General features: G+C 64.7%; 28 protein-coding genes. 2 read left to right on the plus strand and 26 right to left on the minus strand.

Translation table 11 applies throughout. The features are described 5' to 3' along the window. Window positions 1-156: 156 nt before the first annotated feature. From H8S57_RS13530 to H8S57_RS13615, 21 genes are all read right to left on the minus strand, one after another. The gene (locus H8S57_RS13530) at window positions 157-942 is read right to left on the minus strand and encodes a polysaccharide deacetylase family protein (RefSeq protein ID WP_186908564.1); all 786 of its coding nucleotides are present in this window, start codon (window positions 940-942) and stop codon (window positions 157-159) included. Between the two features lie 215 nt (window positions 943-1,157). Beyond that, entirely contained in the window at window positions 1,158-1,784 is a 627-nt protein-coding gene (locus tag H8S57_RS13535; RefSeq protein ID WP_186908565.1) for a single-stranded DNA-binding protein, read from the minus strand. Between the two features lie 152 nt (window positions 1,785-1,936). Then, the gene (locus tag H8S57_RS17740; RefSeq protein WP_256176535.1) at window positions 1,937-2,068 is read right to left on the minus strand and encodes a hypothetical protein; all 132 of its coding nucleotides are present in this window, start codon (window positions 2,066-2,068) and stop codon (window positions 1,937-1,939) included. A gap of 9 nt (window positions 2,069-2,077) precedes the next feature. After that, window positions 2,078-2,212 (minus strand): hypothetical protein, encoded by a 135-nt coding sequence (locus H8S57_RS17745; protein ID WP_256176536.1) that lies wholly within the window; start codon window positions 2,210-2,212, stop codon window positions 2,078-2,080. Window positions 2,213-2,236: 24 nt separating this feature from the next. Then, window positions 2,237-2,662: a EutQ-related cupin domain-containing protein gene (locus tag H8S57_RS13540; RefSeq protein ID WP_186908566.1), complete on the minus strand. Its 426-nt coding sequence runs from the start codon at window positions 2,660-2,662 to the stop codon at window positions 2,237-2,239. Then, entirely contained in the window at window positions 2,655-3,749 is a 1,095-nt protein-coding gene (gene eutH, locus H8S57_RS13545) for an ethanolamine utilization protein EutH (RefSeq protein WP_186908567.1), read from the minus strand. Before eutH ends, H8S57_RS13540 begins: the two co-directional genes overlap by 8 nt. 163 nt (window positions 3,750-3,912) lie before the next feature. Then, complete coding sequence (locus H8S57_RS13550) at window positions 3,913-4,131, minus strand: EutN/CcmL family microcompartment protein (RefSeq protein ID WP_369807630.1); 219 nt, start codon at window positions 4,129-4,131, stop codon at window positions 3,913-3,915. Next, entirely contained in the window at window positions 4,121-4,393 is a 273-nt protein-coding gene (locus H8S57_RS13555) for a hypothetical protein (protein ID WP_186908569.1), read from the minus strand. Before H8S57_RS13555 ends, H8S57_RS13550 begins: the two co-directional genes overlap by 11 nt. A 73-nt stretch (window positions 4,394-4,466) precedes the next feature. Then, window positions 4,467-5,087: a phosphate propanoyltransferase gene (gene pduL / locus H8S57_RS13560; protein WP_186908570.1), complete on the minus strand. Its 621-nt coding sequence runs from the start codon at window positions 5,085-5,087 to the stop codon at window positions 4,467-4,469. A 46-nt stretch (window positions 5,088-5,133) separates the two neighbouring features. Beyond that, entirely contained in the window at window positions 5,134-5,892 is a 759-nt protein-coding gene (locus tag H8S57_RS13565; protein ID WP_186908571.1) for a cobalamin adenosyltransferase family protein, read from the minus strand. Between the two features lie 3 nt (window positions 5,893-5,895). Then, window positions 5,896-6,195 carry an ethanolamine utilization microcompartment protein EutM gene (eutM, locus tag H8S57_RS13570; RefSeq protein ID WP_186908603.1) on the minus strand — a complete coding sequence of 100 codons (300 nt, stop codon included), beginning with the start codon at window positions 6,193-6,195 and terminating at the stop codon, window positions 5,896-5,898. A 368-nt stretch (window positions 6,196-6,563) separates the two neighbouring features. Next, a complete protein-coding gene (locus H8S57_RS13575; protein WP_186908572.1) occupies window positions 6,564-8,027 on the minus strand; it encodes an acetaldehyde dehydrogenase (acetylating) in 1,464 nt (487 codons plus the stop codon). A 177-nt stretch (window positions 8,028-8,204) separates the two neighbouring features. Then, window positions 8,205-8,858 (minus strand): ethanolamine utilization microcompartment protein EutL, encoded by a 654-nt coding sequence (gene eutL, locus H8S57_RS13580; RefSeq protein WP_186908573.1) that lies wholly within the window; start codon window positions 8,856-8,858, stop codon window positions 8,205-8,207. 4 nt (window positions 8,859-8,862) lie between these two features. Then, on the minus strand, window positions 8,863-9,747 hold the full coding sequence (gene eutC, locus H8S57_RS13585) for an ethanolamine ammonia-lyase subunit EutC (protein WP_186908574.1): 885 nt from the start codon (window positions 9,745-9,747) through the stop codon (window positions 8,863-8,865). Between the two features lie 300 nt (window positions 9,748-10,047). After that, window positions 10,048-11,412: an ethanolamine ammonia-lyase subunit EutB gene (locus H8S57_RS13590; RefSeq protein WP_186908575.1), complete on the minus strand. Its 1,365-nt coding sequence runs from the start codon at window positions 11,410-11,412 to the stop codon at window positions 10,048-10,050. Window positions 11,413-11,447: 35 nt separating this feature from the next. Further along, entirely contained in the window at window positions 11,448-12,869 is a 1,422-nt protein-coding gene (gene eutA, locus H8S57_RS13595) for an ethanolamine ammonia-lyase reactivating factor EutA (RefSeq protein ID WP_186908576.1), read from the minus strand. A 110-nt stretch (window positions 12,870-12,979) separates the two neighbouring features. Further along, window positions 12,980-14,071: a 1-propanol dehydrogenase PduQ gene (locus H8S57_RS13600; protein WP_186908577.1), complete on the minus strand. Its 1,092-nt coding sequence runs from the start codon at window positions 14,069-14,071 to the stop codon at window positions 12,980-12,982. Next, window positions 14,053-14,238 (minus strand): hypothetical protein, encoded by a 186-nt coding sequence (locus H8S57_RS17125; RefSeq protein WP_207723803.1) that lies wholly within the window; start codon window positions 14,236-14,238, stop codon window positions 14,053-14,055. The genes H8S57_RS13600 and H8S57_RS17125 overlap by 19 nt, the downstream gene beginning before the upstream one ends. A gap of 22 nt (window positions 14,239-14,260) precedes the next feature. Beyond that, window positions 14,261-15,859, minus strand: a complete 1,599-nt coding sequence (locus H8S57_RS13605; protein ID WP_186908578.1) for an MBL fold metallo-hydrolase RNA specificity domain-containing protein — start codon at window positions 15,857-15,859, stop codon at window positions 14,261-14,263. Window positions 15,860-15,890: 31 nt separating this feature from the next. After that, window positions 15,891-16,115 carry a hypothetical protein gene (locus tag H8S57_RS13610; protein ID WP_186908579.1) on the minus strand — a complete coding sequence of 75 codons (225 nt, stop codon included), beginning with the start codon at window positions 16,113-16,115 and terminating at the stop codon, window positions 15,891-15,893. Window positions 16,116-16,259: 144 nt separating this feature from the next. Beyond that, entirely contained in the window at window positions 16,260-17,165 is a 906-nt protein-coding gene (locus H8S57_RS13615; protein WP_186908580.1) for a LysR family transcriptional regulator, read from the minus strand. Between the two features lie 115 nt (window positions 17,166-17,280). On the opposite strand from H8S57_RS13615, the gene H8S57_RS13620 reads away from it, so the two are divergent. Further along, complete coding sequence (locus H8S57_RS13620; RefSeq protein WP_186908581.1) at window positions 17,281-18,570, plus strand: MFS transporter; 1,290 nt, start codon at window positions 17,281-17,283, stop codon at window positions 18,568-18,570. Window positions 18,571-18,586: 16 nt separating this feature from the next. Continuing rightward, window positions 18,587-20,038, plus strand: coding sequence for an aldehyde dehydrogenase family protein (locus H8S57_RS13625; protein WP_186908582.1), 1,452 nt, complete (start codon window positions 18,587-18,589; stop codon window positions 20,036-20,038). 52 nt (window positions 20,039-20,090) lie between these two features. On the opposite strand, the gene pyk is transcribed toward H8S57_RS13625, so the two are convergent. The 5 genes from pyk to H8S57_RS13650 all read right to left on the minus strand — a co-directional run bounded on the left by pyk (window position 20,091) and on the right by H8S57_RS13650 (window position 25,802). Further along, entirely contained in the window at window positions 20,091-21,521 is a 1,431-nt protein-coding gene (gene pyk / locus H8S57_RS13630; protein ID WP_186908583.1) for a pyruvate kinase, read from the minus strand. Between the two features lie 196 nt (window positions 21,522-21,717). Further along, the gene (locus H8S57_RS13635) at window positions 21,718-22,929 is read right to left on the minus strand and encodes an alginate O-acetyltransferase AlgX-related protein (RefSeq protein ID WP_369807631.1); all 1,212 of its coding nucleotides are present in this window, start codon (window positions 22,927-22,929) and stop codon (window positions 21,718-21,720) included. 14 nt (window positions 22,930-22,943) lie between these two features. After that, window positions 22,944-24,350 (minus strand): MBOAT family O-acyltransferase, encoded by a 1,407-nt coding sequence (locus tag H8S57_RS13640; protein WP_186908584.1) that lies wholly within the window; start codon window positions 24,348-24,350, stop codon window positions 22,944-22,946. A 13-nt stretch (window positions 24,351-24,363) separates the two neighbouring features. Next, entirely contained in the window at window positions 24,364-25,428 is a 1,065-nt protein-coding gene (locus H8S57_RS13645; protein WP_186908585.1) for an acyltransferase, read from the minus strand. Between the two features lie 5 nt (window positions 25,429-25,433). Continuing rightward, on the minus strand, window positions 25,434-25,802 hold the full coding sequence (locus H8S57_RS13650; protein ID WP_186908586.1) for a VOC family protein: 369 nt from the start codon (window positions 25,800-25,802) through the stop codon (window positions 25,434-25,436). Window positions 25,803-25,812: the final 10 nt, after the last annotated feature.

Consider the following 25,812-nt stretch of genomic DNA (forward strand, 5'->3'; position numbering starts at 1 on the left):
CGGACATGGTTTACAGACTCCTTTCAGAATGGTGTGTCGCAACTTCATTCTACCAGAGTTCTGCAAACCATGTCTCTTTTTATCCTCTTTTATATTTGCGCAACTTATTTTACCTTATCTGAAACAGGCCGCCCCGCTTGCGGGAATCCCGCCATTTTATTGCGCCGGGGCTGCGATGGCCGGGATCTGCTTTCCGGTATGGTCGATGGTATAGTCGCTGCCGTAGGTTCCAGGCAGGATGATCTGAGAGATCGGAACAAATGTGTAGCCCTCCTGGAGCAGCTTTTCAAGAATGCTGGGCAGGGCCTCCGGGGTGTGGAGGGCGGCGTTGTGAAAGAGCACGATGGATCCCGGCTGGACCTTGGAAGTGACCCGCTGTATGATCTCCGACGCCGGAAGGTCCTTCCAGTCCAGGCTGTCCACATCCCACTGTATGGGCTCCATGCCGATGGAGCGGATCGCAGTGATCACGTTATTGTCATACTCTCCATAAGGCGGCCGGATCAGGGTGGGACGCACGCCGGTCACCGCCTCGATCTTGTCGTTGCAGGCCTCCACATCGGCAATGATCTCCTCTTTGGAGAGCTGCGACATATGGGCGTGATCGTTGGAGTGGTTCATCACCTCGTGCCCGGCATCATGGAGCGCCTTGACCGATTCGGGGTATTTATCCACCCACGAGCCTACCACAAAAAACGTTGCCTTGACGTTATACTTGCCCAAGATGTCGATAAGCTGCTGGGTATCCTCGTTGCCCCAGGCTGCGTCAAAGGATATGGAGAGCATCTTCTGATCCCGCTGGACGCAGTAGATGGGCAGTTGCCGGTCGGTGGCATAGGCGCTGACCGCCGCAGGATAATTGACCACATAGAACATGGCCGCCGCCGCCAGGGCGCAGGCCAGGGCGGTCAGGCGCTTTCGCTGGAGCAGGAACACTTTCATAGCTGGACCTCCTAAACTTCGTTTGCTCCATCTTATGAAAGACAAGGCCGGTTCAGAAGAATGCGGCGGCAGAAAGGCGGGACAGCGCCAGGGCCAGCAGGATGCTTCTTCCCGCATGTCTCATGATCGTTTCCCCCCTGTGCTCCAATTCCTTCCTTGTAACGGAAACAGGTCGGACATACAAGTCCGTGGAACCCTCCGGCAGGGATTACCGGCTATGTATCCCCCAACTCCACCGGCTCCAGCTTCATCACGGACACCTCGTAGGCCACCCGCTGCTGACTGACGCCGTCCTCAACCTTGGTGTAGGAGCGGCTCTGCAGCCGTCCGGCAAGGCGCACCCCGTCCCCCACCTCCAGCCCGGCGCAGCGCTGGGCCAGCCCGCCCCAGGCGATGCAGGGCAGATAGTCCGCCCGGCCATAGCGGCGGTTGACCGCCAGCATCAAATCGCAGATCTCCCGTCCCAGCGGGGTGCGGCGGAAGACCGGCGGCTTGCACAGCACCCCCGCCAGCACCAGATCGTTGGCCGGCTCCCCCCCGCCCTTCCGCAGGGAGCGGGCATACAGAGTGATGACCAGCCGGCTGCCCCGGCCGCTCTTGTTGTTGAAGGAGCGCACTTCCCCCTCCACCTCCAGCGGTGTGCCGACCGCCACGGGACATTGCTCCAGCAGCGGCCGGGCCGCGATGACGTTTACCCGGTCCTCCGAGCCGGAGAGCCGCAGCACCGAAAGCGGAAAGGTCTCGTAAGCCACGCCGTGATTCTCATGGGAAAGGGTGGGCGCCGCCGCCGCCACGCCCCGCAGCAGCGCCCGGTTCTCATTCCAGCCAGTTTGCATATCCATCCACGCTCCTGTGTATTGCTTTTTCGTTCACTGTGGCATGTATATGCGGGCATGTCCGCGGCTATGCCGCGCTCCGGGCCCTCCCCGGCACAAAACCGCCCCCATCCCCGGCGTCTCACGCGGGTGACGGGGGCGGCGCCCGGTGCGTACGCTTACCGCTCGGTGATGGGCTTGGCCTTTTCCTTGGCGGTTTTGGGCCTGCCCTGGAGCTCCGGCACGGGGGGCGCTTCGTTCCGGGGCTTTTCATGGGTGCGCTCGGGGCGCTTCATGCCTTGCTTTGCCATAGAGGCACCTCACACATCGTTATTGGGCAGCGACTGCTTCTTTGCATTGGGATTCTGGTTCTGGTTCTCCCGGGTCAGCGGGGTCTGCCCGTTGCACTTCTTTCTTCGTGCCGTCTTGTTGTCGGGCTGGCTGTCCTTTGGCATAGGGCGCTTCCTTTCTGTGCTGTGCTACGCCTGTTCCTGCCAGTTGGCGGGGTAGACGAAGTACAGGAATCGGGCATGGCCCGTGACGGAAAACTGGATGGAGCTGTCCTTGGGGATATAGATCACCTCGCCCGGACCGGCGCTGACGCGTTCTCCGCCGATGAGCACGTCCAGTCTTCCGCTGATCACGTAGTCCATCTCGTCGTAGCGCAGGGTCCAGGGGAACGTGGTGTCGGTCATCTCCATGATGCCCGCCCCCAGGCGCGGGCTCTCCTGGAGGGAAAACAGATCCCGGGTATAGACCCGGTGGCGGGGGTCGCCCGTGTCCATGCGATGCTCCTCGGAGACCGGCAGGTCGGGTACCCGGACGGCACGCACGCCGTGGGCGCCCCCGCCCAGCTTTTCCAGCAGCACCTGGCGCACCAGCGCCTCCAATGCATTCTTATCCATTCCGTTCCTCCCGGCCGTCCTTGCCTGTGAGGAGCATGGCCACGATCACACCGCCGACGCCGCCCACCAGCTTGCCCACGATCATGGGAAAGATCATGGTGGAATCGAACCCGGCGGTAAAGCCCAAATGGTCTCCGAAGACAAAAGCCGCGGACACGGCGAAGGCCACATTGATGACCTTGCCCCGCTTGTCCATATCGGCCATCATACCGAACATGGGGATGTTGTTGGCCAGGGTCGCCACCATTCCGGCAGCCGCCACATCGTTCATACCCAGCAGCCGCCCCAGCTTGAGCAGAGGCTTCTGAAACACCTTGGTGATGACGAAGACCAGGGGAAACGCGCCCGCCAGCACCACTGCGATATCGCCCACGATGGCGACGCCCTCTTCGATGGGGTTCATGCCCGGGATAATGGTGAGGGGGGTGAGCTTCTGGATGATGGCGGCGGCCAGCCCGATGGTGATGATGATGACGATGATCTTGCCGAAAACCTGAAAGCCCTTGACCATTCCATTGGGGATCAGCCAGAGGCCCAGGGCGATGAGCGCCGCGAAGAGAACGATGGGGATCAGGTTGCGCAGCACCATCCCCACCGGGAAGCCCGCCACCAGGCCGCCCACAAAGCTGCCCACCGGGACGGCCACCACGCCCGCCAGCACGCCGGTAGCCAGATACCTGCGGTCCTCCGCGCGGATGATGCCCAGCCCCACGGGGATGGTGAACACGATGGTGGGCCCCAGCATAGAGCCTACGATCAGCCCGCCGAACTGTCCGGCCTGCTTGGTGAGGGCCAGCTCCTGGGCCAGGGGCGCACCGCCCATATCATTGGCCAGAATGGTTCCCGCGAACATGGCCGGGTCCGCGCCCAAGAACTGATAAAACGGGACCACCACAGGGCTCAGCAGACGGGCCAGCACCGGGGCCAGGCAGATGATACCCACCATGGACAGGGCCAGGGAGCCCATGGCCAGGATGCCCTCCTCGAACTTCTCCCCCAGCCCGAAGCGGTTGCCGATGATACGGTCTATGGCGCCCAGGGCCATGAAGACCACCATCAGGTATACAATGATCTCATTGACGGACATTTACATGTCCCCTTTCTTATAGCTTGGCATAAAAGCGCTTCCCGAAGGCGCCGCTCAGACAGACCCGTTTTCTGCGGCAATCCCGGCGGCCCGGGCAAAAACCGGCGCGGCAGGGCGGGACCGTTTGCCGGACCGGCGGGCGCACGGACGGTTCCGTTCTGCCCTACGGCCCATCGATGATGCCCACAATGGCGGCGTCGATGGGGATATGCGCTCCCGCCGCCACCCGTGCCGCGCCCCCGGTGGCCACCAGGACCCGCTCCCCCTCTCCCGCGCCCACGCAGTCCGCGCATACCAGCAGCGCCCCGTCCACCGCTACGGTCAGCAGGGCCTGTCCCGTCAGGGCGGGGGATTTCTTGGTGGCCCATACCTTACCCGCCACTTGTCCTAATAACACCGATGCCCATCTCCCTCATCTGGCGCTCCATGCCCACGAATTTCTGGTAGATGCCCATAGGGGCGGTACGCTTGTACTGCCTGTACTCCATCGCTTCGGCCAGTACCGCCACCCGCTCCCCCCGCAGCAGCGCGCCCAGGACCTGCCGCGCCGGCTCGTCCAGCGGGATGCCCAGGGACAGAAGGGCCATGTCCTGGATGGGCAGGCTGGTGATGACCAACCGCTCCCCTCTCTGCTCCAGCGTCACGGCAGCCTCATCCCCCGGCCGCCCGGGGCGGCGGAAGCGGGAGCGGCCGGCACCGCGGCGGTCGGAACGCGTCTCACGGCAAAATCATCCCCCTGTCGCCCTTCTGGAAGCCGCAGGCGTTGGCCTCGTCGTAGTCGATATGCACCACCGTGGAAAACTTGGGGGACACCCGCACTTCCATCTGTTCGAAGACCAGAGGCCGGTTGGTGAAGCACCGGAACCGGACGTTCTGACCGTCCGCCACGCCGAGACGGCCGGCGTCCTCAGGCGTCATGTGGATATGGCGCTTGGCCACGATCAGGCCCCGCTCCAGGCGGATCACCCGCTCCCCATGGCGCACGGTGAGGCCCGGAGTACCCTGGATATCCCCGGAGAGACGCACCGGGGGCGTGATCCCCAGGGCCACCGCGTCGGTCAGGGAGATCTCCGCCTGACTCTCGCTCCGTTCCGGCCCGAGTATCACCACACGCTCCAGTTTTCCCTTGGGGCCCTCCAGGGTCAAGCGCTCGGCGCAGGCGTACTGCCCCGGCTGAGAGAGATCCTTGACCCGGTTGAGCTGATAGCCCGCGCCGAACAGGGCCTCCAGATCGCCCCGTGACAAGTGGATATGCCGTCCGCTGGCCTCGATCTCGATGGTCAGCCGGGATACGATCTCCTCCGCCAGGCGTTCGATCGCAAGTACATTGGTTGTCATGTTGGTCCACCGCCTTGTACGGCGCGGCGCCCCAGCGCGCCGCGCATCAGGATTGGCGCCGGTATTGCCCGGCCTTCCACTTGATCATCATGATCCACATCAGTGAGGACAGCCGGTTCAGGCCCAGGATCATGTCGCTGCGCGTCACGTTCCCATCCGGGTCCCGGAACGCGGCATAGGCGGCCAGCTCGGTCTGCCGCACCACGGTACGCAGTTTGTTGAGGGCCAAAAGGGCGGGCCCGTCGGTGTAGCGGATCATAAAATGGGGCTGGCCGAAGTGCTTTTCCGGGTAATGGGAATACTCCCGCAGCTGCTCCGGCGTATAGCCGCACAGCCGGATGCTCCCGACCGGCTCGTCCAGCACGTCGAAGCGGATATAGCGCCGTACGAACCCCAGTACCTCCTCCAGCTCCTCCGCCAGCGCGGGGCAGCCCTCCCCCGCGGCCGCCTGCTGGGCCAGGGTGATCTCCGCCTCCAACGCGTCGATCCAGCCCCGGAAGGCGATGCGGGGGTGGTCCTTAAAGACCAGGAGATTGCCCTTGAGATGGGTCATATGCTCCGGCTTTTCGGTCAGCGCCGCGCCGAACAGCGTCTGATATCGGGGCGCAGACGGGGCTTCCGCGCTGCCGGAGCCCGGCTTTGCTGCGCCCTCGGGCCTTCCCTGGGGGTAGACGACCTCCACCCGGTGCTCCCGCAGGTAGTCTTTCGCCCCGGGTGTGAGCACCTGGTCCCGATTGACCACCACCGGCCCGCGTGCGCCGTTGTCCGACATGCGGCGCACATCCTCTTCGGTCAGCAGGGCCATGGCTTACTGTCCGTCGGATTCGCCCTTGGTATGGGGCAGGATGTGATCCACCTCGGCATGGGGCCGCGGGATGACGTGCACGGAGATGAGCTCGCCCACCTTCTCAGCGGCTGCGGCGCCCGCGTCGGTGGCGGCCTTGACGGCCCCCACGTCGCCCCGTACCATAACGGTCACCAGGCCGCCGCCCACCTGTTCCTTTCCCACCAGCTGGACGTTGGCGGCCTTCACCATGGCGTCGGCGGCCTCGATGGCCCCCACCAGTCCCTTTGTCTCCACCATGCCCAGCGCATTCGTGTTTGCCATACGTTCGTTCCTCCTGTGATTCCTGTTTTTTTCATCCGCCGCTTCCTTGGGAAGGGCGGCGCTTTGGCTCTCCTTTTTGGCGCTCCGGGGCCGCGCCGTCTTTGGGCCTGCTGCGTCCGGACGGGCGGCGGCGTAGCTGCCGCTCCCCGCCCCCCGGCGCCTGCCCGGCGGAGCGGCGGTCTCGGGCGGGATATGTGGCGCGCCGCCCACCGTCCCGGCCGCCTCGCCGTTTCCGGCGAAGACGGTATGCTCCTGGTCGTCCTCCATCCCCTGGGGCGTTTCGGCCATCAGGGTGTTGGACAGGGCCTGTACCTGCTGAAGAATGGCCTCATGGGGGTTGAGCAGCACGCCGTCGGCGTTGACCTCGCTCATACGTTCAGCCTCCTCAGGATCTGCTGGACCAGCTCCTCCAGGCCGGGCATGGCCACAGCCTGTTCCGGCCGTCCCGGCTGGTACGGCGCGCGATCCTGCCGCAGATCTTCCAGCTCCCGCACGCCCCAGGCCACGCGCTTGATGTTGATCAGGTCCAGCGGCCCGATGTTGTTGGAGCTGGAGGAGCCGCCCACCGCGCCGCATCCCAGGGTCAGCGCCGGGAACAGGCAGGTGGTGGCGCCCACGCCGCCCAGGGACGCCGGGGTGTTCACCAGCACCCGGCTGGCGGGCACCTCCTGGGCAAAGCGCTTGACGGTGTCCTCGTCCTGGGCGTGGATGGCAAAGGTATGCCCCGCGCCCTCCCACTCCAGGATCTCCACGCAGCGGCGGAGCACCGCCTCTTCGTCGCTCTCCACGTAGTAGGCCAGGATCAGGCCCAGCTTCTCGTTGGAATAGGGATAGCCCCGGCCAACGCCCCGCTCCCGGGCCACCAGCACCCGCGCCGTGGGCGGCACCCGGTCCAGCCCCGCCAGCTTGGCCACCGTCTCCACCGATTTGCCTACGATGGCGGGGTTCATGGTGCCGTTGGAGCGCAGGATGAACCGGGAAAGCCGGCTGTGCTCCTCATCCGAGAGGAGATAGGCCCCCTGGGCCTTCAGCTCGGCGCTCACCGCCGCCTCCATCTCCCGGGTGACCACGATGGACTGCTCGCTGGCGCAGATGGTGCCGTTATCGAAGGTCTTGGAATCCAGGATGCGTTTGACGGCCAGCCTCACGTCGGCGCTGCGGTGAATATAGGCCGGTCCATTGCCCGCGCCCACGCCGATGGCGGGCGTCCCGGAGGAGTAGGCCGCCTTGACCATGGCTCCGCCTCCGGTGGCCAGGATCAGACGGGTCGCGTCGTGGCGCATCAGCGCCTGGGTCGCCTCCAGGGTAGGATTTGTGATGCAGGCGATGGCTCCCGCCGGCGCGCCGGCGCTCTCCGCCGCCCGGCGCACCACGTTCACCGCCTCCAGGATGCAGCCCGCCGCGCTGGGGTGCGGGGAAAAGAGGATCGGATTGCCCGCCTTCAGGCAGATCATGGCCTTATAAATGACGGTGGAGGTGGGATTGGTGGAGGGCACCAACCCCGCCACGATCCCTACCGGTACGCCGATGTCGATGGTGCGTTTCTCCCGGTCCTCGGCCAGGATGCCGTGGGTGCGCTCGTCCTTGATGGCGTCGTAGAGGGTAAGGGCGGCAAAGCGGTTTTTGATCTCCTTGTCCGCCGGGATACCGAAGCCGGTCTCCTCCACCGCCAGCTCCGCCAGTCTGCGGGCTTGCTCCGCCGCCGATGCGGAGATGGCCTTCGTTATTTTGTCCAGCTGTTCCTGGGTCATGCGTTCCAGGGCGCGCTGCGCCTGCCGGGCCTGTCCCAGCAGGTCCCGCACCTCCTGAATGGATTGCAGGTCCTTGTCCAAATCGTTCCCTCCTTGGGCTTGCAGAGACGGCTTGCCGCCTTTGCAGACATTTGCGGAATCGATGCCAGCCGCGGCGGCCCCCTCAAAGCGCGGAGGGGGGCGCACCGCAGGTGCACGTCCGGAGGGAAGCGCTCTCCCCCGGACGGCGCGTCGCGTTTGCGCCGAAAAGCGACGCGTCTAAACCTCACGCGGCCGGGCCGCCACGGCCTTGACCGCCTCGGCGAACGCAGCGGCGGCCGCGTTGCAGGCGGACTGGGTGCCGGTCAGCAGACCGCCGCCGAAGTTGGTCTCGCTGGGCGGCTCAAAAAGGGCTACCAGCTCCACGTCGGAAGCCTTGAGCGCTTCATCCAGGCCCACCACCGCCTCCAGCGGGGGCGCGATCAGGTAGGCCAGGGCCTCGCCCTCCTTTACCCCCGCCGTTTTGGACAAATAACTGCCTGTCCGGGAGACGGTATGGGCGAAGTAGACGATGGAGTCGTCCTCGTTGGCGGAGACAAAGCCCACGCCGCTCTCCATAAAGTCCACGCAGGATCTCAGCCCGCTCTGGACCTCCGCCGGGTTGGGCCCCGCCAGAATGCCGATGACCTCTCCCGCCAGCTTGGTGGAAGCATTGGCCGCTCCGGCATAGAGGGAGCGGCCGTAGACCACCTCCACAGCGGCGGCCTTGGTGGCCTCGTCCAGGGCGCAGTAGGTCACATCGTCGCTGTCGGCGGTAAGGATGCCGATGGAGCGGTATTCCTGGGGCAGGCCCAGCTTCTGGGCCAGCGTCTCGCTGACGTTTGCAATGGTATGGGTGGCCAATACCTTGGCCGGGATCCGGTCGCCTGTCATAACATCACCTCAAATCAATGCCGGAGGCTTTCTTCTCCAGCATCCTGTGAATCAATTCCGCAATGTGGGCCCCGGCCTCCACCGCGGTGGTGCCCTGCCGGTGGATGTTGGATACCACGGTGCGCTTGGACTCGGGTATGCCGATGTGGGGCTGATAGGTCACGTAGGCGGACATGGATTCCGCCGTCACCAGACCGGGCCGTTCTCCGACCAGCATGCACACCACCTCCGCCCCCGTCAGATCTCCGATGTGATCGCAGGCCCCCACCCGGCAGTACTTGACAAAGAGCACCGGCCCGGGCGGAATGCCATAGGCCTCCAGGCCCGCCCGGATGGCCTGCATGCAGTCGGCGGCGTTGGCCTCAATGGCGGCGGAGCTCAAACCGTCCCCCACCACCAGGGCCACCTTGGGGCTGCGTCCAAAGGTCTTTTGGATGATGGCCTGATTCTGCTCGTCGAACCGGCGGCCCCGGTCGGGGCGGGTCAGATATTCGTCCTTGTCGGCGCACAGCGTCTGGGTAAACACCCAGCCGTTTTGGTCCACAAAGGCCTCGTCCACGTGGGAAAACACGGAATCCTGCGCGGCCGCATGGTCTGCGCGCATGCGCAGCATGGTGATGGTCTTGTACCGGGCGCCCGCCCGGCCTACCCCCAGGCGGGCGGGGGTCTTCCGCTTCAGGTCCAGAAATGCCGGGCCGTTGCGGGGGTCCTTGACCAGATACTGCCGCCGCAGATCGATCTCGGAGATGTCGTCCAGACAGCCGTCTCCGGCGGTGCTCTCCCGTTCCATGGGGTGGTAGTCCGCTCCCTTCACCTGGGGCGTGGGCGCCTGGCCCGCCAGCTCCACGATCATGCGCTCCACCAGGGCGCGTACCTCTTTTTCGTTCATATCGATTGCTCCTTCGCCTCGCAGAGTTCTGTCGTCCGCAGACGACGGAATAAAATCAGGATCCGCCCGTTCCGGGAGACATCGGGTTCCCCCGGGACGGACGCTTCCCATGAAATTTTTGCCGACCGCTTCGTGCAGCTTCCTCGAACCGGCGGCAAAGCCGCTTTTTCCACTGCCTCGCTTGCCCCTTCGGGGCAATTCGCCTTCTGTGCGCCGCAGAATATACCGCTCGGCCCGTACGGGACGGCTTCGCCGCTTTTTTGCCCGCCCGGCCGGAGAGGCCCTCGCCCGCCGGCCGCGTCAGGCCAGTAAAATCGACGCGTCCCCCGCCAGGGCCGTGAGCTTGTTGTCCTCCACAAAGCCCATCTGCTCCAGCCAGCGCTGGAAGGGCTTGATGGCGGTCAGCCCGAACATTTCCCGCAGGGCCGCCGTCTCATGGAACCCGGTGGTCTGGTAGTTGAGCATGACGTCGTCCCCGTGAGGGATGCCCATAAAATAGTTGCACCCGGCGGTGGTCAGCAGGACGGCCAGGTCCTCGATGTCGCTCTGATCGGCCTTCATGTGGTTGGTATAGCAGGCGTCGCACCCCATGGGGATGCCGGTGAGCTTGCCCATGAAGTGATCCTCCAGCCCCGCCCGGATGACCTGCTTGGAGTTGTAAAGATACTCCGGGCCGATAAAGCCCACCACCGTGTTGACCAAATAGGGCTGAAAGCGCTTGGCAAAACCGTAGCACCGTGCCTCCATAACCACCTGGTCGGCCCCATGGTGGGCCTCGGAGGAGAGCTCCGAGCCCTGCCCGGTTTCGAAATACATCACATTGGGCCCCTCGGCATTGCCCTGGCGCAGCGCCAGCTGGCGTGCCTCCTCGATCAGCTTGCCGTCCAGGCCGAAGGCCTCGTTTCCCTTCTGGGAGCCGGCGATGGACTGAAAGATCAGATCGCAGGGCGCCCCCTGGCGTACCGCCTCCATCTGGGTGGTCACGTGGGCCAGTACGCAGATCTGCGTGGGAATGGCCCAGCGGTTGCGGATCTCATGGAAGCGGTCCAGCACACGGCGCACGCTCTCCACACTGTCGTCTACCGGATTCAGTCCCAGCACCGCGTCCCCCGCGCCGTAGGTCAGCCCCTCCAGCAGGCTTGCCATGATGCCGTCCGGGTCGTCGGTGGGATGGTTGGGCTGAAGGCGGCAGGACAGCGTGCCCGGCTCCCCGATGGTCGTGTTGCAGTGGGCGGTGACGGTGATCTTCCTGGCCGCGTAAATCAGGTCCATATTGCTCATAAGCTTGGCTGCCGCCGCGATCATCTCGGCGGTAAGCCCCCGGCTGAGACGCCGGATGGCGGCGGAGTCGTTGTGCTCGTCCAGCAGCCACTCCCGCAGCTCGGCCACTGTCCAGTTCTTGATTTCGTCATAGATCGTTTCGTTCACGTCGTCCTGGATGATACGGGTGACCTCGTCCTCCTCATAGGGGACGGCGGGATGGTTGCGCAGGTCGGCCAGGGTCAGGTTCGCCACCACCACCTTGGCCGCCACCCGTTCTTCGGCGCTCTCGGCGGCGATGCCCGCCAGGGAATCCCCCGACTTGACCTCGTTCGCCTTGGCCAAGACGTCCTTGACCGACTGAAACTGGTACACATGGCCCAGCAGCTTTGTTTTGAGTATCAAAAAAATCCGCTCCCTTGCAGCGGGGCATCCCCGCCCTACTTGTTGAATACCAACGTCTTAATGATCACCGGCAATACAGCTCCATTGGCGACGGGCGCGCCGATGTCGATGTAGTCGCCGTTGTCCACCCCCACGCCGTCCAGGCACAAAACAGGTCCCTCCAGCAGGGGCGCCATGGTCTGGCCCAGCACCTTGGCCATGTCCCGCTCTACCACGACCACGCTTGCAAACCCCGCCCGCCGCAGGGGCTCCAGCCCCCGTGCCAAGCCCTGGGCCAGCTCCCGCACACGGGAATAGCTGGGGTTTTCCTCTCCCCGCAGGCCCAGGGCCAACTGGCTCAGGCCGCCCTCATCGGCAAACCAGCGCAGCTTGGCCCCGATGGCCTGCTCCAGCGCCTGGGCCGATCCCCGTTCCTCCGCCTCGGTAAGCTTCAGGATGGGCAGGTTTTTCAGCGGGAACACCGCGTTCCGATAGAAGATGGTCGAGCCGGAGAGCTCCGTGGAGTGGCTGCCCGCCCCCACTACCGTGGCCCGGATGGTCTCGGTGCCGGCGCGCAGCTGTGCCCCGCGGAACCGGGGCGACTCCCGGATGGCCCGGCCCAGCAGCACGCCGATATCGCCATAGGCGCGCCAGTCCCCTTGGGGCGTGTAGATGCAGTCGGCCACCCCACCGGAGAAGGAGCACACCGGCGGCCGGTCCGGCGGCTCCCACCGGGTCCCCTCGGTCAAAAGGGCGTCCAGCTTATCCCGGCCCGGCCGCAGTCCCGCCGCCTGTTCCAGCGCCTGAGTCAAAAACTCCACCACCGGCGCCAGCGCTTCGGGGTGTGCCCGTTCCCCTGCCGCGGGGGGCGGGCACACTCCCGTCCTCCGCAGCACTGGGGAGACATAGGTGACCAGCCCCGTCTCCCGCTCCAGCTTGATCAGCCGTCCGCCCACATCCAGGCATCCGGTGCGCACCAGCTCCCCATGGGAGTAAAGCGCCAGGTTGGAGGTGCCGCCCCCGATATCGAAGTTGAGCACATCGGTATGGTGCTCCCGGGCGTAGGCGTCCGCGCCCGCGCCCCGGGCGGCCAGGATGCTCTCCAGGTCCGGCCCGGCGGTGGCCACCACAAAGTCTCCGGCAAAGGCCGACAGGGCGCCGAGCACTTCCCACGCGTTTTCCTTCCGGGCGGTCTCCCCGGTGATGATGACCGCGCCGGTGCCGATCTGGCGCTTGTCAAAGCCGGACTTCCGGTACTCCTCTTCCACAATGCGCCGTACCCCGTCGGCGTCGATCACGGTCTCCGATTTCAGGGGCGTAAAGTGGATGTCGCTGCGGTAGAGCACCTCCCGCTCCGCGATGGCTACCCGCGGCACGGAAAAGGGATTGGCCCGGTTTTCCAGGACCAGCCGCGAGATGACCAGCTGCGTGGTGGAGGTGCCGATATCAATGCCGACCGATAAAAGCTGCTCACTCATCCGGGCACCTCCGCCGCCGCCGCGGCCCCGCAGGCCCGGTCAGGCTCCGCCGGCCCGGTGGAGGCGGGGCTCCGCCGGCAATGCCTGCCGGGAAACACTGCCCCGCCATGCTATACCAGCTCCTTCAGGATCGCCTTCACGTCCAGCACCGAGACGCTTCTGGGGTTTGTGGGGGTACAAAGGTCGGCCAGGGCGGCCTCGGCCAGCGCGTCCATGTCTCCCCGGAGCTGCCCCGCCTCCACGCCGCAGGCGCTCAGCCGGTCGGGCAGCTTCAGGGCGGCGCGCAGCCGGTTGAGTGCCGCGGCCAGCGCCCGGGGGTTCTGGGCCAGGCCGCAGCGCCCGGCCAGCCGGGCATACCGCCGGGCGGCTCCGGCGTCCGCCGCGTTGAACTGGATGACGTGAGGCAGCAGCAGCGCGTTGAGCCGCCCATGGGGCACATGGTAGCGCCCGCCCAGGCTGTGCGCCAGACCGTGGCAAAGGCCCAGCCCGGCGGCGTTGAACGCCATCCCCGCCATGCAGGAGGCCAGCAGCATGTTCTCCTTGGCCCGGCTCTCCCCCGCCGTCTCATAAGCCGGCTTCAGGTGTTCATAGGCCAGTGAGAAGGCCTGCTCCGCCAGCGCGTCGGAGAAGGGGCTGGCCTGTTTCGCCACGTAGGCCTCGGCGGCGTGGGTGAGCACATCCATCCCCGTGTCCGCCGTGACGGCGGGAGGCACGCCGGCCAGCAGCGAGGCGTCCAATACCGCCGCGTCCGGCAGCAGGGCATCGTCCACCAGGGGATACTTGACCCCCCGCTCCGTATCGGTGAGCACCGCGAAGGAGGTCACCTCCGATCCGGTCCCCGCCGTGGTGGGCACCGCGTAAAAAAGAGGAGCCAGCCCCGCCTCCAGCTTTTTCCCGAACTCCACCATGGCTTTGGCGCAGTCCATGGGCGAGCCGCCGCCGAAGGCCACCACCGCCTCCGGCCGGAAGTCCGCCAGCGCCCGGGCCCCCCGCGCCACCAGGGCCAAAGAGGGATCGGGAACCACCTCGGTGAACCGTTCCACCGTGCAGCCGGTCAGGCGGGCGGTCACCCGGTCCAGCAGTCCGGAGCTGGATAAGAACGCGTCCGTGATGACCATCACCCGCTTTCCCGCCAGCGCATCCAGCGCCGCCAGCGCGTCCGGGCCAAAATAGATCGTCGGTTTCAGTTGAAATCGTTCCATGCCGTTTCCCCTGCTTCTTCCTTGATGGGGTTAGTATGGCAGAGAATGAAATGATTATGCAGCATGACTTGCCCGGACCAGCTGCAAAAAGCCGCCGGGAACTCCGTGAGTCGGAGTTCCCGGCGGCTTTTTGCACGTTTGGGGTTGGTGTGGCGGCTTTGCAGCACGCTTATGCGGCCTGCTTCCGCCCTATCGGTCCCACTTCTCGATGAGGGCGCGCAGCTGGTCGGCAAACTTGCCCAGATCCTTGTTGGCGCCGCCCTTGTTGCGGGCGATGACCTGCATGAGCTGTGCGCCCATGTCTTCCAGACGCCGGTAGGCCGGGGATGCCGCAGGGGCCGCGGCGGCGGACTTGGGCGGCAGCGGGATGCCGGCGGCCAGTACGCGGTTTTCCAGCAGATCGTAGACCTCTTCGTAGTCCGGCGCGTGCGCGGGAAGGCCCCGCTGGCGCAGGGTATCCGCATAGATCTCGGTGACTTTGCAGTCTCCATGGACCACAAAGACCTGGCGCGGCTTGGGCTGATAGTGGTCGATCCACTGCAGCAGGCCGTCCCGGTCGGCGTGAGAGGACAGGCCGTGGAAATTGACGATCCGGGCCCGGACGGCGATCTCCTCCCCAAAGAGCTTCACGGAGGAAACCCCGTTCAACAGCCGCCGGCCCAGGCTGCCCTCGGCCTGGTAGCCCACGAAGACCACGGCGCATTCCGCCCGCCAAAGGTTGTGCTTGAGATGGTGGCGGATGCGCCCGGCGTCGCACATGCCGGAGGCCGAGATGATGACCTTGGGCGACTTGTCCAGATTCAGCGCCTTGGACTCCTCGCTGCTCTCGGTGATGTTCAGCCCCGGGAACTGGAACAGGGCCCCGCCTTTCAGCGCCTGGATGGCCTGCTCGTCCAGATAGCCGTGCAGGTCGCCGGAAAAAATACGCGTGGCCTCTCCTGCCAGGGGGGAATCCACATAGACCTGGAAGTTGGGGACGCTTTTGACCATTCCCTGCTCTTTCATCTCCCGCATAAAGTACAACAGCTCCTGGGTACGCCCCACGGCGAACGAGGGGATGATCACGTTCCCGCCCTTGCTCAGCGTCTCGTCAATGATGGCGGCCAGGTCGCCGGTGTAATCCGGCTGCTCGCTCACATCGTGGAGACGGTCGCCGTAAGTGCTCTCGGTGAGCACATAATCGGCCTGACGGATGTACTGGGGATCCCGAATGATGGGCTGGTCCCGGTTTCCGATATCCCCGGAGAAGACGATCTTCCGCGTCTCGCTCCCCTCGGTGAGCCACATCTCCACGCTGGCCGAACCCAGCAGATGGCCGGCATCCACGAAGCGGGCCTTCACCCCGTCGGCGATCTGGATCTCCGAATCGTACTCGCAGGTGACGATGCGTTTCACCGCTTCCTCTGCGTCCGCCACCGTGTAAAGGGGCTCCACCGGCTCCCGGCCGGCCCGCCTGCCCTTTTGGTTGGTCCACTGGGCGTCGCTCTCCTGGATGTGGGCCGAATCCCGCAGCATGATGGACAAAAGCTGCCCGGTCAGGCGGGTGCAGTAGATATTGCCTTGAAATCCCTGTTTCACCAGCAGAGGGATGCGGCCGGAGTGGTCGATGTGCGCGTGCGTGACCACCACCGCGTCGATGTACCCGGCGCTGAAGTCCAGCTGGCGGTTGTCCCGCTCGTCCCTGCCCTGCTGCAAGCCGCAGTCCACCAGGATCTTCTTCCCGCCGCACTCCACGCAGTGGCAGCTGCCGGTGACCGCCCTGGCCGCGCCGAAAAAGGTCAGTTTCAACAAAGCACCTCCTTGTTTTTTCGCTTCGACTTTATTTTACATCCAAAACCGCTCGGTGTAAATACCTGTCCAGCATCCGGTAGGAGGGGCAGCAGATCTGCCGCCCGAACACCTGGGACAGCGCTTGGTTCCACTCCTCCAGGGTATAGGTATTGACCGGCAGCAGGGTCAGCAGCGTCAACAGCCACGCCGGGTCGGCTCCACAGGGCTCCACGCCCATACTCCGGCGCAGGCGGGCCAGAATGCGGTTTTCCATGTCCTCAATCACCTCTGCGCCTATTTTATGCGCCTCAGGCGGCTGGCGGGACCCCCCCGCCGCCCGGCGACGGCAGATGCAGGCTGGGCGCGTGCCCCCGGCGGCGGGCTTTCGGATCCAAACGGACGGGCCGGCCCGGCGCCTTCAGCGGTAATAACGGCGCAGTTCCTCCAAAAAAGCCATCAGCAGGGGGTTGGCGTTTCCCCGCCGCCGGACGGCGCACAGAGCGCTCCATGTGTCCGGCAGGGGGAAAACCCGCAGCAGCGGGTTTGCATAGTCCCGCAGGAACCGGTCGCACACCAGCACCTCGTCGTCCCGCTGCAGCGCGCTGATCAGTCCGTGCGCGTTGGAGGTCCACACCGCGATATCCGGCATGAAGCCGCCTTGCCGCAGGCAGATCTCCCGCACGTAGGCCGCATACCGGGGCGTCTCCTGCTCCCGTATACCCACAAAGCGCTGCCCCCGCAGGTCCTCATAGGTTACCCGCTCCTTCCGGGCAAGCGGATTGGAGCGCAGCATACATACCAGCTTGGGACAGGTGCAGATTTCTTCCTGCTCCAGCTCCGTCTCCGCCTCCCCCGCGTCGAACGCGATGGTGAGCACTACGTCCACCTCGTCCCGCAGCAGCTTGGAGCGCCACTGAGAAAACGAGGCGTATTCAAAGGACAGGTCGGCCTCCGGCTGCCGGCGCAGCAGTGCGTTGCGCACCTCCGGCATATCGTTGAGTACATTGAGGGAATCCACCGTGCATACCCGCAGGCGGCTGGCCCCAGTTGTCCGGAAGCGCTCCAGCACCTGGACGGACTGCTCAAAGGCGGCCAGCAGCGGCCGCCAGCGGCTGTAGAGCAGCTCCCCCGCCTCGGTCAGCCCCACCGGGCGCTCCTCCCGGCGGAACAGCCGCACGCCCAGCTCCCGCTCCAGCACGCCGATGCGGCGGCTGACGGTGGACTGCTCCAGATTTACCTGCTCCGCCGCCTTGGAAAAGCTGTGCTGCTCCGCCACGGCCAGAAATACCTGGATCTGCAGCAGACTTACGTCGAATTCCAGCATATGCCCCCTCCTGTACTATGTATTTACTGCATGATATCATGTAAAAGTTCATTTTACAACGGGCGTTCTTTTTTATATGATTACGCCAGCAATACAAATAACAGGAGGGATTATTATGGGCAAACCAACCAACAAGCAACTGACCAACAGCAAGTTTGGCCCCTGGGGCTGGAGCATGATACTTTATGCGTTTCTGCTCTACTATTTCTGGGCCGGCCTTTCAGTGGACGCCCTGAATGTTTACCCTGAAGCATTTGCCGCCCTGCACGGCTGGGACCCCAACGTACTGCTGGGCTTCGCCACCCCCGCCGGCATCATCGGCGTGCTGGGCGGCATCGTTTTCGGCCGCCTTATTATGAAGACCGGCGCCCGTAATTTGTCCGCAGTCACCCTGATCGTCACGGGCCTGATCTACATCCTCTTTGGCCGGGTGAGCTCCCCCACCATGTTCCTGGTCTGCCTGACCCTGTTCACCTTCATGGCCAACGCCTTCGGCCTGATCGTGACTTCCACCCTGATGAACAACTGGTTCCCCCGCAAGAAGGGCATCGCCCTGGGCTGGGCCACCATGGGCGCCCCCTTCTGCACCGCCACCTTCGTGGCCATTATTTCCGTTCTGTTCGGCAGATTCGGCATCCCCAACGCCTGCGCCATCGTGGGCGTGGTGGTCATCGTCTTCGGCGCGGCCTCCTTTCTCTGGGTCAAAAACTATCCCCACGATGTCGGGGCGTATCCCGACAACATCCGGGACGAGGGCGTGGATCTCAAGGCTCAGGCGGAAGCCGTCCACCACTATAAGAGTCCCTTTACCTTGGGCAAGCTGCTCCGGGACAAGGACATGTGGTGCATGGCCCTGGGCTTCGGCCTGCTGTGGATGGTCACCGTCGGCATTGTCAGCCAGTTCGTGCCCCGCATGATCAGCGTGGGCAATTCCCAGCCCGCCGCCCTGATGATGCTCACCGTGGCCGCCGTCGTGGGCCTGTTCGGCAGCTACTTCTGGGGCTGGCTGGACCAGAAGATCGGCACCAAGACCGCCAGCGTGATCTACTCCGCCTCCTACATCATCGCCCTGCTGCTGCTCATCTTCGCCAAGCTGCCCATCTTCACCTACATCGCCATCGTCTTTGTGGGCCTGGGCATCGGTGGCCTGCTGAACCTGATGCCCTCCATGGTCATCTCCGTGTACGGCAAGTATGACTTCACCGCCGCCAACAGCCTCGTCTCTCCCATCGCCTCCCTGCTGCAGAAGTTCGCCTTCCTCATCATGGCCGTGCTGCTGGGCAAGTCCGGCGGGGACTACACGCTGCCCTACGGCGTGTTCATCGTCATCGACGTCATCGGCGCGGCGCTGCTGCTGTGCGTCACCGGCAAGTGCAAGGGCAAGCAGGACGAAACCCAACAATAAAGGAGATATTGTCATCATGTCCGACTGCAAGAAAATGTACATCGGCGGCGCGTGGGTGGACGCCATGAGCGGCCAATTCTACGACGACTGCGACCCTTACACTGGCGAGGTCTTCGCCCGGGTGGCCAACGGCGGCGGCGAGGATACCCGCCGGGCCATCGACGCCGCCCAGGCCGCCTTCCCCATGTGGAAGGCCTACAACCCGGTGGAAAAGCGCAAGCTGCTCAACCGGGCGGCCGACCTGCTGGAGGAACGGATGGATCAGTTCGTGGACGCGCTGAACCGTGAGACCGGCGCGGCCACACCCTTCGCCAAATTCCAGGCCAAAAACTCCCCCGAGTTCCTGCGGGAAGCCGCCAGCCAGGTCCTCAATGTCCACGGGCAGATGTTCCCCTCTGAGACGCCCGACTGCGTCGGGATGATGTGGCGCCAGCCCATGGGCGTAGTGGGGTGCATCTCCCCCTGGAACGCGGCGCTGCTGCTGGCGCTGCGGGCGGTGGTCTTCCCGCTGGCCTGCGGCAACACCGTGGTCCTCAAGACCTCCGAGGCCTCTTCCGTGGTGGGCGGCGTCATGCTGGCCCAGCTCTTTGCGGACGCCGGCTTCCCCGCAGGAGTATTCAACCTGGTCACCACCGGCCCGGGCCGCTCCGGCGAGGTGGGGGATGTGCTCACCAGCGACAAGCGGGTGCGGTGCATCACCTTTACCGGCTCCACGCAGGTGGGCCGCGCCCTCAATGTCCAGTGCGCCCAGAACCTCAAGCGCTTCTGCGCCGAACTGGGCGGCAACTGTCCCCTGATCGTGCTGGGAGACGCGGACGTGGACTATGCCGTCAACGCCGCCGCGTTCGGCCGCTATATGCACCAGGGGCAGGTGTGTATGAACACCAAGCGTATCGTGGTGGAGCAGTCCATTGCCGACGCCTTCCTGGAAAAACTCACCGCCAAGGCCAAAAGCCTGAAGTTTGGCGACCCCAAGCTGCCCGACACCATCATCGGCCCTCTGATCAACCAAAGTCAGATGAATACGCTCCTCCGCCAGATCGAGACCGCCCGGGCACAGGGCGCCGAAATCCTCTGCGGCGGGCAGAACCACGGCCTGGTATACGAGCCCACGGTGCTGGTCATGACCGAGGAGATGGAAATCGCCCATCAGGAGGTCTTTGGGCCCGTGGCCAACGTGATCATTGCCAAGGATGCCGGGGACGCGCTGCGCATTGCCAACGACACGGACTATGGCCTCTCGTCCGGCATCATCACCGGCGACCTTGCCCGGGGCTGGGACATGGCGGAGCGGCTGGAGGCCGGCTGCTGCCACATCAACGACTGCACCCTGGGCGACGAGCCCCACGCCCCCCTGGGCGGCATGAAGGAGAGCGGAAGCGGCAAGAACGGCTTCATGGCTATCGAGGAATTCACGGAAGTCCGCTGGGTCACACTGCAAAAAAAGCCCCGTCACTATTTGTTTTAAACCAAAACCCGCCCCGGCGTTTGAAACGCCGGGGCGGGTTTTTCTGCGCGGCTTACAGGCGCTCGCCCACGACCTGAGCCTTGATCAGGTTGGTGGTGCCGGAGATGCCGATGGGCACGCCGGCCGTAATCACCACCGTGTCGCCGGGTTTGACGGCGCCCTCCTTCCGGGCCACCTCCACGGCCAGGGAAAACATCCGGTCGGTGGAGTCCACCTCTCCGGACAGGTAGGGGTGCACGCCCCAGGAGACGGCCAGCTGCCGCCGGGCCGACTCGGTCTGGCACAGGGCCACGATGGGGCAGGCGGGGCGGAAGCGGGAGATGACCTTCGCGGTATAGCCGGACTTGGTGGCCGCCAGGATGGCGGTGGCCTTCAGATCCATGGCGGTCAGGCAGCCGGAGTGCGAGATGGCGTCGCTGATGGTGGACACGCCGGGCAGCAGGCTGCTCTCCCGGAAGCGCCCCCAATAGTCGATGGCTCCCTCGGCGGCCCGGACGGTATCCACCATGGTCTCCAGCGCCTCGATGGGGTATTTGCCCGAGGCGGTCTCGCCGGAGAGCATCACGCAGGAGGTGCCGTCGAACACGGCGTTGGCCACGTCGGACACCTCCGCCCGGGTGGGCCGGGGATTGCGGATCATGGAGTCCAGCATCTGGGTGGCGGTGATGACCGGCTTGCCCTGCCGGATGGTGGCCTTGATCATCTTCTTCTGGAGGATGGGCACCTCATGGGCGGGGATCTCCACGCCCAGATCGCCCCGGGCCACCATCACGCCGTCGGAGGCGGCGATGATCTCGTTCAGGTTGTCCGCGCCCTCCCGGTTCTCGATCTTGGCGATGATGCGGATATCGTCTCCTCCGTGCTTGTGCAGCTCGGCGCGGATATCCTCCACATCGCCGGCCTTGCGCACGAAGGAGGCTGCGATAAAGTCGAAATCGTTTTCCACGGCGAAACGGATGTCCTCCCGGTCCTTGTCCGTCAGGGAGGGCAGCAGGATATGCACGTCGGGAATATTGATGGATTTATTGCTGGACAGGGCGCCTCCATTTTCCACCGTGCAGTGGATCTCATGGCCTAAGACCTCCTGCACCAGCAGTTCGATGAGCCCGTCGTCCACCAGGATGCGGCAGCCGGGGCCCACCTCGTTGTGCAGATTGGCGTAGGTCACCGACACCCGCTTGCCGTCGCCGGGCACGTCGTCGGTAGTAAGGGTAAACGCCTGCCCCCGCTCCAGGGTCACCGCTCCGTCGGCAAAGGCGCGCACCCGGATCTCGGGGCCCTTGGTATCCAGGATGGTGGCCACGGGGGCCCCCAGCTCGTCCCGGACCCGCTTGAGCTTTAAAAGCTGCGCCCTGTGGCTCTCATGGGTGCCGTGGGAAAAGTTGAACCGGGCGGCGTTCATGCCCGCCAGGATCAGCTTTCGGATGGTCTCCTCGCTGTCTACCGCAGGGCCCAGGGTGCAGATGATCTTGGTCTTTCTCATGTCATACCTCCATCGGGTAGGATGTCTGTTTCTCTCTTAAATAAACCGCAGTTATTTTACTACAGCCGTCCGGATTTGGAAAGTAAATTTTTTGTGTCCAGCCGCAGCGCGTCCCAAAGCAGCGCCGCGCCGGCGCAGCAGCCGCTGGAACACGAAGGCGGCGGTGGGAGGGGAGCGTCTTACCTTCGTCCAAGGGTCATTCCTCCGATGCGGCTTCGGATGGAAACAGCGCTGCGTTTCCCGTCGAACCCGCCGTCATCAGGCTCAGCACCAGGTCGGGCTCCAGCTTCACGACGGTGTCCAGCAGATCGCCGGAAAAATAGCGCAGGTCGATGGTGACCAGTTCCGAGCAGGACAGCGCCAAAAAGGGCGTCAGCGCGCAGGCGAACGAGTCCCGGAGGAGCACGATCCGGGGGCCGTCCGGGTTTCGGTGGTTGGTGACGGTGGCCAGGGGGTAGTCTCCCCCGGCGTAATAGGTGTAGGGATTGCCGCCGAACCAGTCCCGCCGGGCCACCCGTTCGGGAAAGCAGACCGATGTTTGGAAGGGTCCCCTGCGGTCGATGGCGTAAAAGGGACAGGCGTAGGTCAGCTCCGTTTCAAACTTCGGGGTATAGAGCGTTAAGCGGTCGGTCCCGGCATAGAGCGTGCCCACCCGCTTGCCCTGGCTGCCCAGGAAAAAGTCCTCCAGCACCCGGGTGTCCCAGTTGGACGCCTGGGTAAGGGCGGCGTCGCAGGCAAAGCCGTATTCCTCTTCCAGCAGTCCGGTCAGATACTGCCAGGCAAAAAAAGCCGCCTCCGGCTTCCAGTGGTGGTCGGTACGGAAGAACCAGTCCGCATAGCTCCCGTTTTCCTCAAAGAGCGGCCGCAGGTCGGTATAGGCCGCGCCCGCCTCCGCCAGCCCCGCCAAAAAGGCGTCCGCCGCGGCGTTGCCGCGGTCGGTCACCCCTGTGGGCAAAAGCGCCTGATCCCGGCCGATCTTCTGGGGGGCCAGCAGGAAACGGTAGGGGATGCCCCGCTCCGACAGGTCCTGGGCGAGGGCCGCCGTAGCCCCGGCGTTTTCGGCGGCTTGGGGCGCGGGGTCCGGACCGGTCAGATCAACAAAGTTCAGAGCCCCGGTCGAGAGCTTTACCACCGTGTTTTCTCCCACGGCGTCCTCCACCACCCGGCGGCCAGACAGCCGCTGTACCCCGCCAAACAGCTGGATGAAAAAATGATCCCGATCCAGGTCCTGATTGACGGCGCGTTCGGCCCCGTCCAGCACGGCCTGCACGTCCCGGTCCCGGAGGGCCTGCTTCAAAAGGGTCTCCAGCGCTCCCTCTCCCCCGAAGCAGGAGGAGACCACTACCGCCAGGGCCAGCGCCAGCGCCGCCAAAAATCCCAGCGCGGTCAGGGTATCTCTGCGCTTCACCGCTCTTCCCCTCCCTAAAAGTTAAAGTAGATAAAGGGATTGTAGGTCCCCTTGATGAGAAAGCTGGCCGCCGCCGCGAAGAGGAGCAGCATCAGCACCGCGTACCCCACGTCCAGCAGCAGACTGGGCCGGGCCGTGGTCTTTTTCCGCAGCCAGCGCCCCGCCGGCACGGAAAAGGCCGACGCCGCCAGCAGCACCAGAACGTTCTCCCGCAGGTAGAGGAGAAACAGGCTGTCCCAGCCTGCGGCCCCGAGGCCGAGCATGGCGCCCAGATACCGCCCGGCCGCGCCCAGGCTGTCCGCCCGGAAGAGTACCCAGGCGAAATTCACCATCAGGAAGGTATACAGTCCTTGCAGGGGGGCGGGCCAGCCGCGCCCCAGGCGGGCGTATTTCTCCAGCACCAGCAGCACGAAGTAGAACAGCCCCCAGGCGAGGAAGGTCCAGTTGGCGCCGTGCCACACGCCGGTGAGCAGCCACACCACAAACAGGTTGCGGATGTGCTTGGCCCTGGAGTCCACCCGGCTGCCGCCCAGTGGGAAATACACATAATCCCGAAACCAAGCGGACAGGGAGATATGCCACCGGCGCCAGAACTCGGTAATCGAGCGGGAAACATAGGGATAATCAAAGTTCTCCAGAAAGTGGAACCCGAACATCCTGCCCAGTCCGATGGCCATATCGGAGTAGCCGGAAAAATCATAGTAGATCTGAAAGGTGTAGCACAAAGACCCCAGCCAGGCAAAGGCGGCGGAGAGCTCCCCGCCGCCCAGGGAAAACGCCCGGTCCGCCACCACGGCCAGCTGATTGGCCAGGAGCACCTTTTTCCCCAGGCCCACCAGAAAGCGGCGGCACCCGGAGGCAAAGTCCGTCCAGGTCTCCGTTCGGGCGTCGATCTGCTCCGCCACCGTCTCATATTTGACGATGGGTCCGGCGATGAGCTGGGGAAAGAAGGCGATGTACAGTCCCACCTTCAGGGGGTCGCGCTGGACCTGGCCCCGGCCCCGGTGCACGTCCAGCACATAGCTCAGCGCCTGAAAGGTGAAGAAGGAGATGCCGATGGGCAGTTCGATCCCCGGCACTGCAAAATGCCCGCCCAGCCGGTTGAGGGTGTCCAGCACGAAGGTCAGGTACTTGAAGACAAACAAAAGCCCCAGATTGGCCGCCGCGGCCGCCAGGAGCGGGAGGCGGCAGGAGGCCCCCGCCCGGCGGCGCCGGTCCACCCAAAGCCCGAACCCGTAGTTGGCCAGGATGGAGGCGATCATGACCAGCACGAACCAGGGCTCCCCCCAGGCGTAAAACAACAGGGAGGCCGCCAGCAGGAACACGTTCTGCCCCTGCCTCCGGCGGCGCAGGGGCAGATAGTACACCAGCAGCACCAGGGGCAGGAACAGGAAGAGAAACAGGGAGCTGGAAAAGAGCATGGCTTTGGCTCCTTTATGTGAGATAACGGCCCACAAGGGGGATCTTGGAGAGCACCCACGCCACGGCAAAGGAGCACAGGAAGATGCCCGCCGCCAGTACCGGTACGGCCAGCGCCGGCGCGAAGGAGAGCGCGTCGATCCCAACGCGGCGCAGCAGCATAAGAAACAGGTCATGCACCAGATAGATCCCGAAGCTCACCTGCGCGGCTTTGGACAGGCGCTCCCGGCGGGAGCGCTCCTCGCTGACCCCCAGCACATACCGAAACAGCACGAATACCGCCACGGACATCAGCGCTACATTAGGGCTGTCGTAATTATAAAAGACCTGCACCAGCTCCCCCCGCTGCCGGGAGAGCAGGGCCGTCCCGCCCACGGTGACCGCCGCCCCCAGCGCGCCCAGCAGATAGAGCGCAAATTCCGCCGCCCGGCTGAGCGTGTTCTGCTTCAAATAGTAGCCCAGCACGTAGTACCCTACATAGCCCAGGACCAGATGCAGGTTCAGATTGCCGATCCAAAGGCTCGCCGTCTGGCTGGGCCGCAGGCGAAGCAGGGTGGGCAGCAGGAAGGTAAACACAAACACCAGCAGAAAAAACCAGTGAAAGTCCCCCCGGCCCGCGCCCCGGACGAAGGCCCGCAGCACCGGCGTGACCAGATACAGGCCGAGGATCATATACAAAAACCACAAATGATAGTGGGTGTGCCCCCGCAGGGCCTGCCAAAGGGCTTCCCGCACCCCGGGCCAGGTCCATGCGCCGCCCTGCTCCAGATGGTTGGCCACGGCGTAGACCGCGCCCCACACCGCCAGGGCCGTAAAAATGCGCAGGATGTGGCGGAACAGGAGTTTGGGCAGAGGCAGGCTGTGCTTGGGGTCCAGCAGGAAGGCGCCGGACAGCATCACGAACACTGGCACACACCAGTGGGTCAGGCCGTCGTAAACATTGAGCACCTGAAATGCCCCGGAATCCACCGGCACATCCGCCAGACGCGCGCCGGACACGTGGAGCAGGACGACTGCAAAAAGCGCGGCGCAGCGCAGCAGGTCCGCCCAGGCCAGGCGTCCGTTACCGTTTTTCCCCATGTATCCTACTCCCGGGCCGGGACGATCTCGATCCAGTAGCCGTCCGGATCCTCGATGAAATAGACGCCCATCGCCGGGTTTTCCAAGCACACGCAGCCCATGGCCTTGTGGCGGGCATACAGCGCGTCGTACCGGTCGGTCCGAAATGCCAGATGGAACTCCTGCTCCCCCAGGTCGTAGGGCTCGGTGCGGGAGCGCAGCCAGGTCAGTTCCAGCAAAAAGCCGGTCTCCCCGTCCCCCAGGTACACCAGCCGGAAGGAGCCGTCCCGGGCCGTCTTTTCCCGGACCGTCTCCAGCTCCAGCGCCTGCCGGTAAAAGGCCAGCGAGCGTTCCAGGTCCAGCACGTTGAAATTGAAATGGTTGAATTGCAGCATCGTTCTCTTC

Origin of the sequence: Lawsonibacter hominis (assembly GCF_014287895.1) — a bacterium.
GTDB classification, from domain to species: domain Bacteria; phylum Bacillota; class Clostridia; order Oscillospirales; family Oscillospiraceae; genus Lawsonibacter_A; species Lawsonibacter_A hominis.

Bases quoted from the DNA above. Each gene is read 5' to 3' on its own strand.
- eutA (WP_186908576.1), bottom strand. From the start codon at position 12,869: ATGAGTGAGCAGCTTTTATCGGTCGGCATTGATATCGGCACCTCCACC.
- H8S57_RS17745 (WP_256176536.1), bottom strand. From the start codon at position 2,212: ATGCCAAAGGACAGCCAGCCCGACAACAAGACGGCACGAAGAAAGAAG.
- eutM (WP_186908603.1), bottom strand. From the start codon at position 6,195: ATGGCAAACACGAATGCGCTGGGCATGGTGGAGACAAAGGGACTGGTG.
- pduL (WP_186908570.1), bottom strand. From the start codon at position 5,087: ATGACAACCAATGTACTTGCGATCGAACGCCTGGCGGAGGAGATCGTA.
- H8S57_RS13565 (WP_186908571.1), bottom strand. From the start codon at position 5,892: ATGGCCCTGCTGACCGAAGAGGATGTGCGCCGCATGTCGGACAACGGC.
- H8S57_RS13650 (WP_186908586.1), bottom strand. From the start codon at position 25,802: ATGCTGCAATTCAACCATTTCAATTTCAACGTGCTGGACCTGGAACGC.
- H8S57_RS13615 (WP_186908580.1), bottom strand. From the start codon at position 17,165: ATGCTGGAATTCGACGTAAGTCTGCTGCAGATCCAGGTATTTCTGGCC.
- H8S57_RS13625 (WP_186908582.1), top strand. From the start codon at position 18,587: ATGTCCGACTGCAAGAAAATGTACATCGGCGGCGCGTGGGTGGACGCC.
- H8S57_RS13610 (WP_186908579.1), bottom strand. From the start codon at position 16,115: ATGGAAAACCGCATTCTGGCCCGCCTGCGCCGGAGTATGGGCGTGGAG.
- H8S57_RS13535 (WP_186908565.1), bottom strand. From the start codon at position 1,784: ATGGATATGCAAACTGGCTGGAATGAGAACCGGGCGCTGCTGCGGGGC.
- H8S57_RS13620 (WP_186908581.1), top strand. From the start codon at position 17,281: ATGGGCAAACCAACCAACAAGCAACTGACCAACAGCAAGTTTGGCCCC.
- H8S57_RS13540 (WP_186908566.1), bottom strand. From the start codon at position 2,662: ATGGATAAGAATGCATTGGAGGCGCTGGTGCGCCAGGTGCTGCTGGAA.
- H8S57_RS17740 (WP_256176535.1), bottom strand. From the start codon at position 2,068: ATGGCAAAGCAAGGCATGAAGCGCCCCGAGCGCACCCATGAAAAGCCC.
- H8S57_RS13600 (WP_186908577.1), bottom strand. From the start codon at position 14,071: ATGGAACGATTTCAACTGAAACCGACGATCTATTTTGGCCCGGACGCG.
- pyk (WP_186908583.1), bottom strand. From the start codon at position 21,521: ATGAGAAAGACCAAGATCATCTGCACCCTGGGCCCTGCGGTAGACAGC.
- eutC (WP_186908574.1), bottom strand. From the start codon at position 9,747: ATGAACGAAAAAGAGGTACGCGCCCTGGTGGAGCGCATGATCGTGGAG.
- H8S57_RS13530 (WP_186908564.1), bottom strand. From the start codon at position 942: ATGAAAGTGTTCCTGCTCCAGCGAAAGCGCCTGACCGCCCTGGCCTGC.
- H8S57_RS13640 (WP_186908584.1), bottom strand. From the start codon at position 24,350: ATGCTCTTTTCCAGCTCCCTGTTTCTCTTCCTGTTCCTGCCCCTGGTG.
- eutH (WP_186908567.1), bottom strand. From the start codon at position 3,749: ATGTCCGTCAATGAGATCATTGTATACCTGATGGTGGTCTTCATGGCC.
- H8S57_RS13645 (WP_186908585.1), bottom strand. From the start codon at position 25,428: ATGGGGAAAAACGGTAACGGACGCCTGGCCTGGGCGGACCTGCTGCGC.
- eutL (WP_186908573.1), bottom strand. From the start codon at position 8,858: ATGACAGGCGACCGGATCCCGGCCAAGGTATTGGCCACCCATACCATT.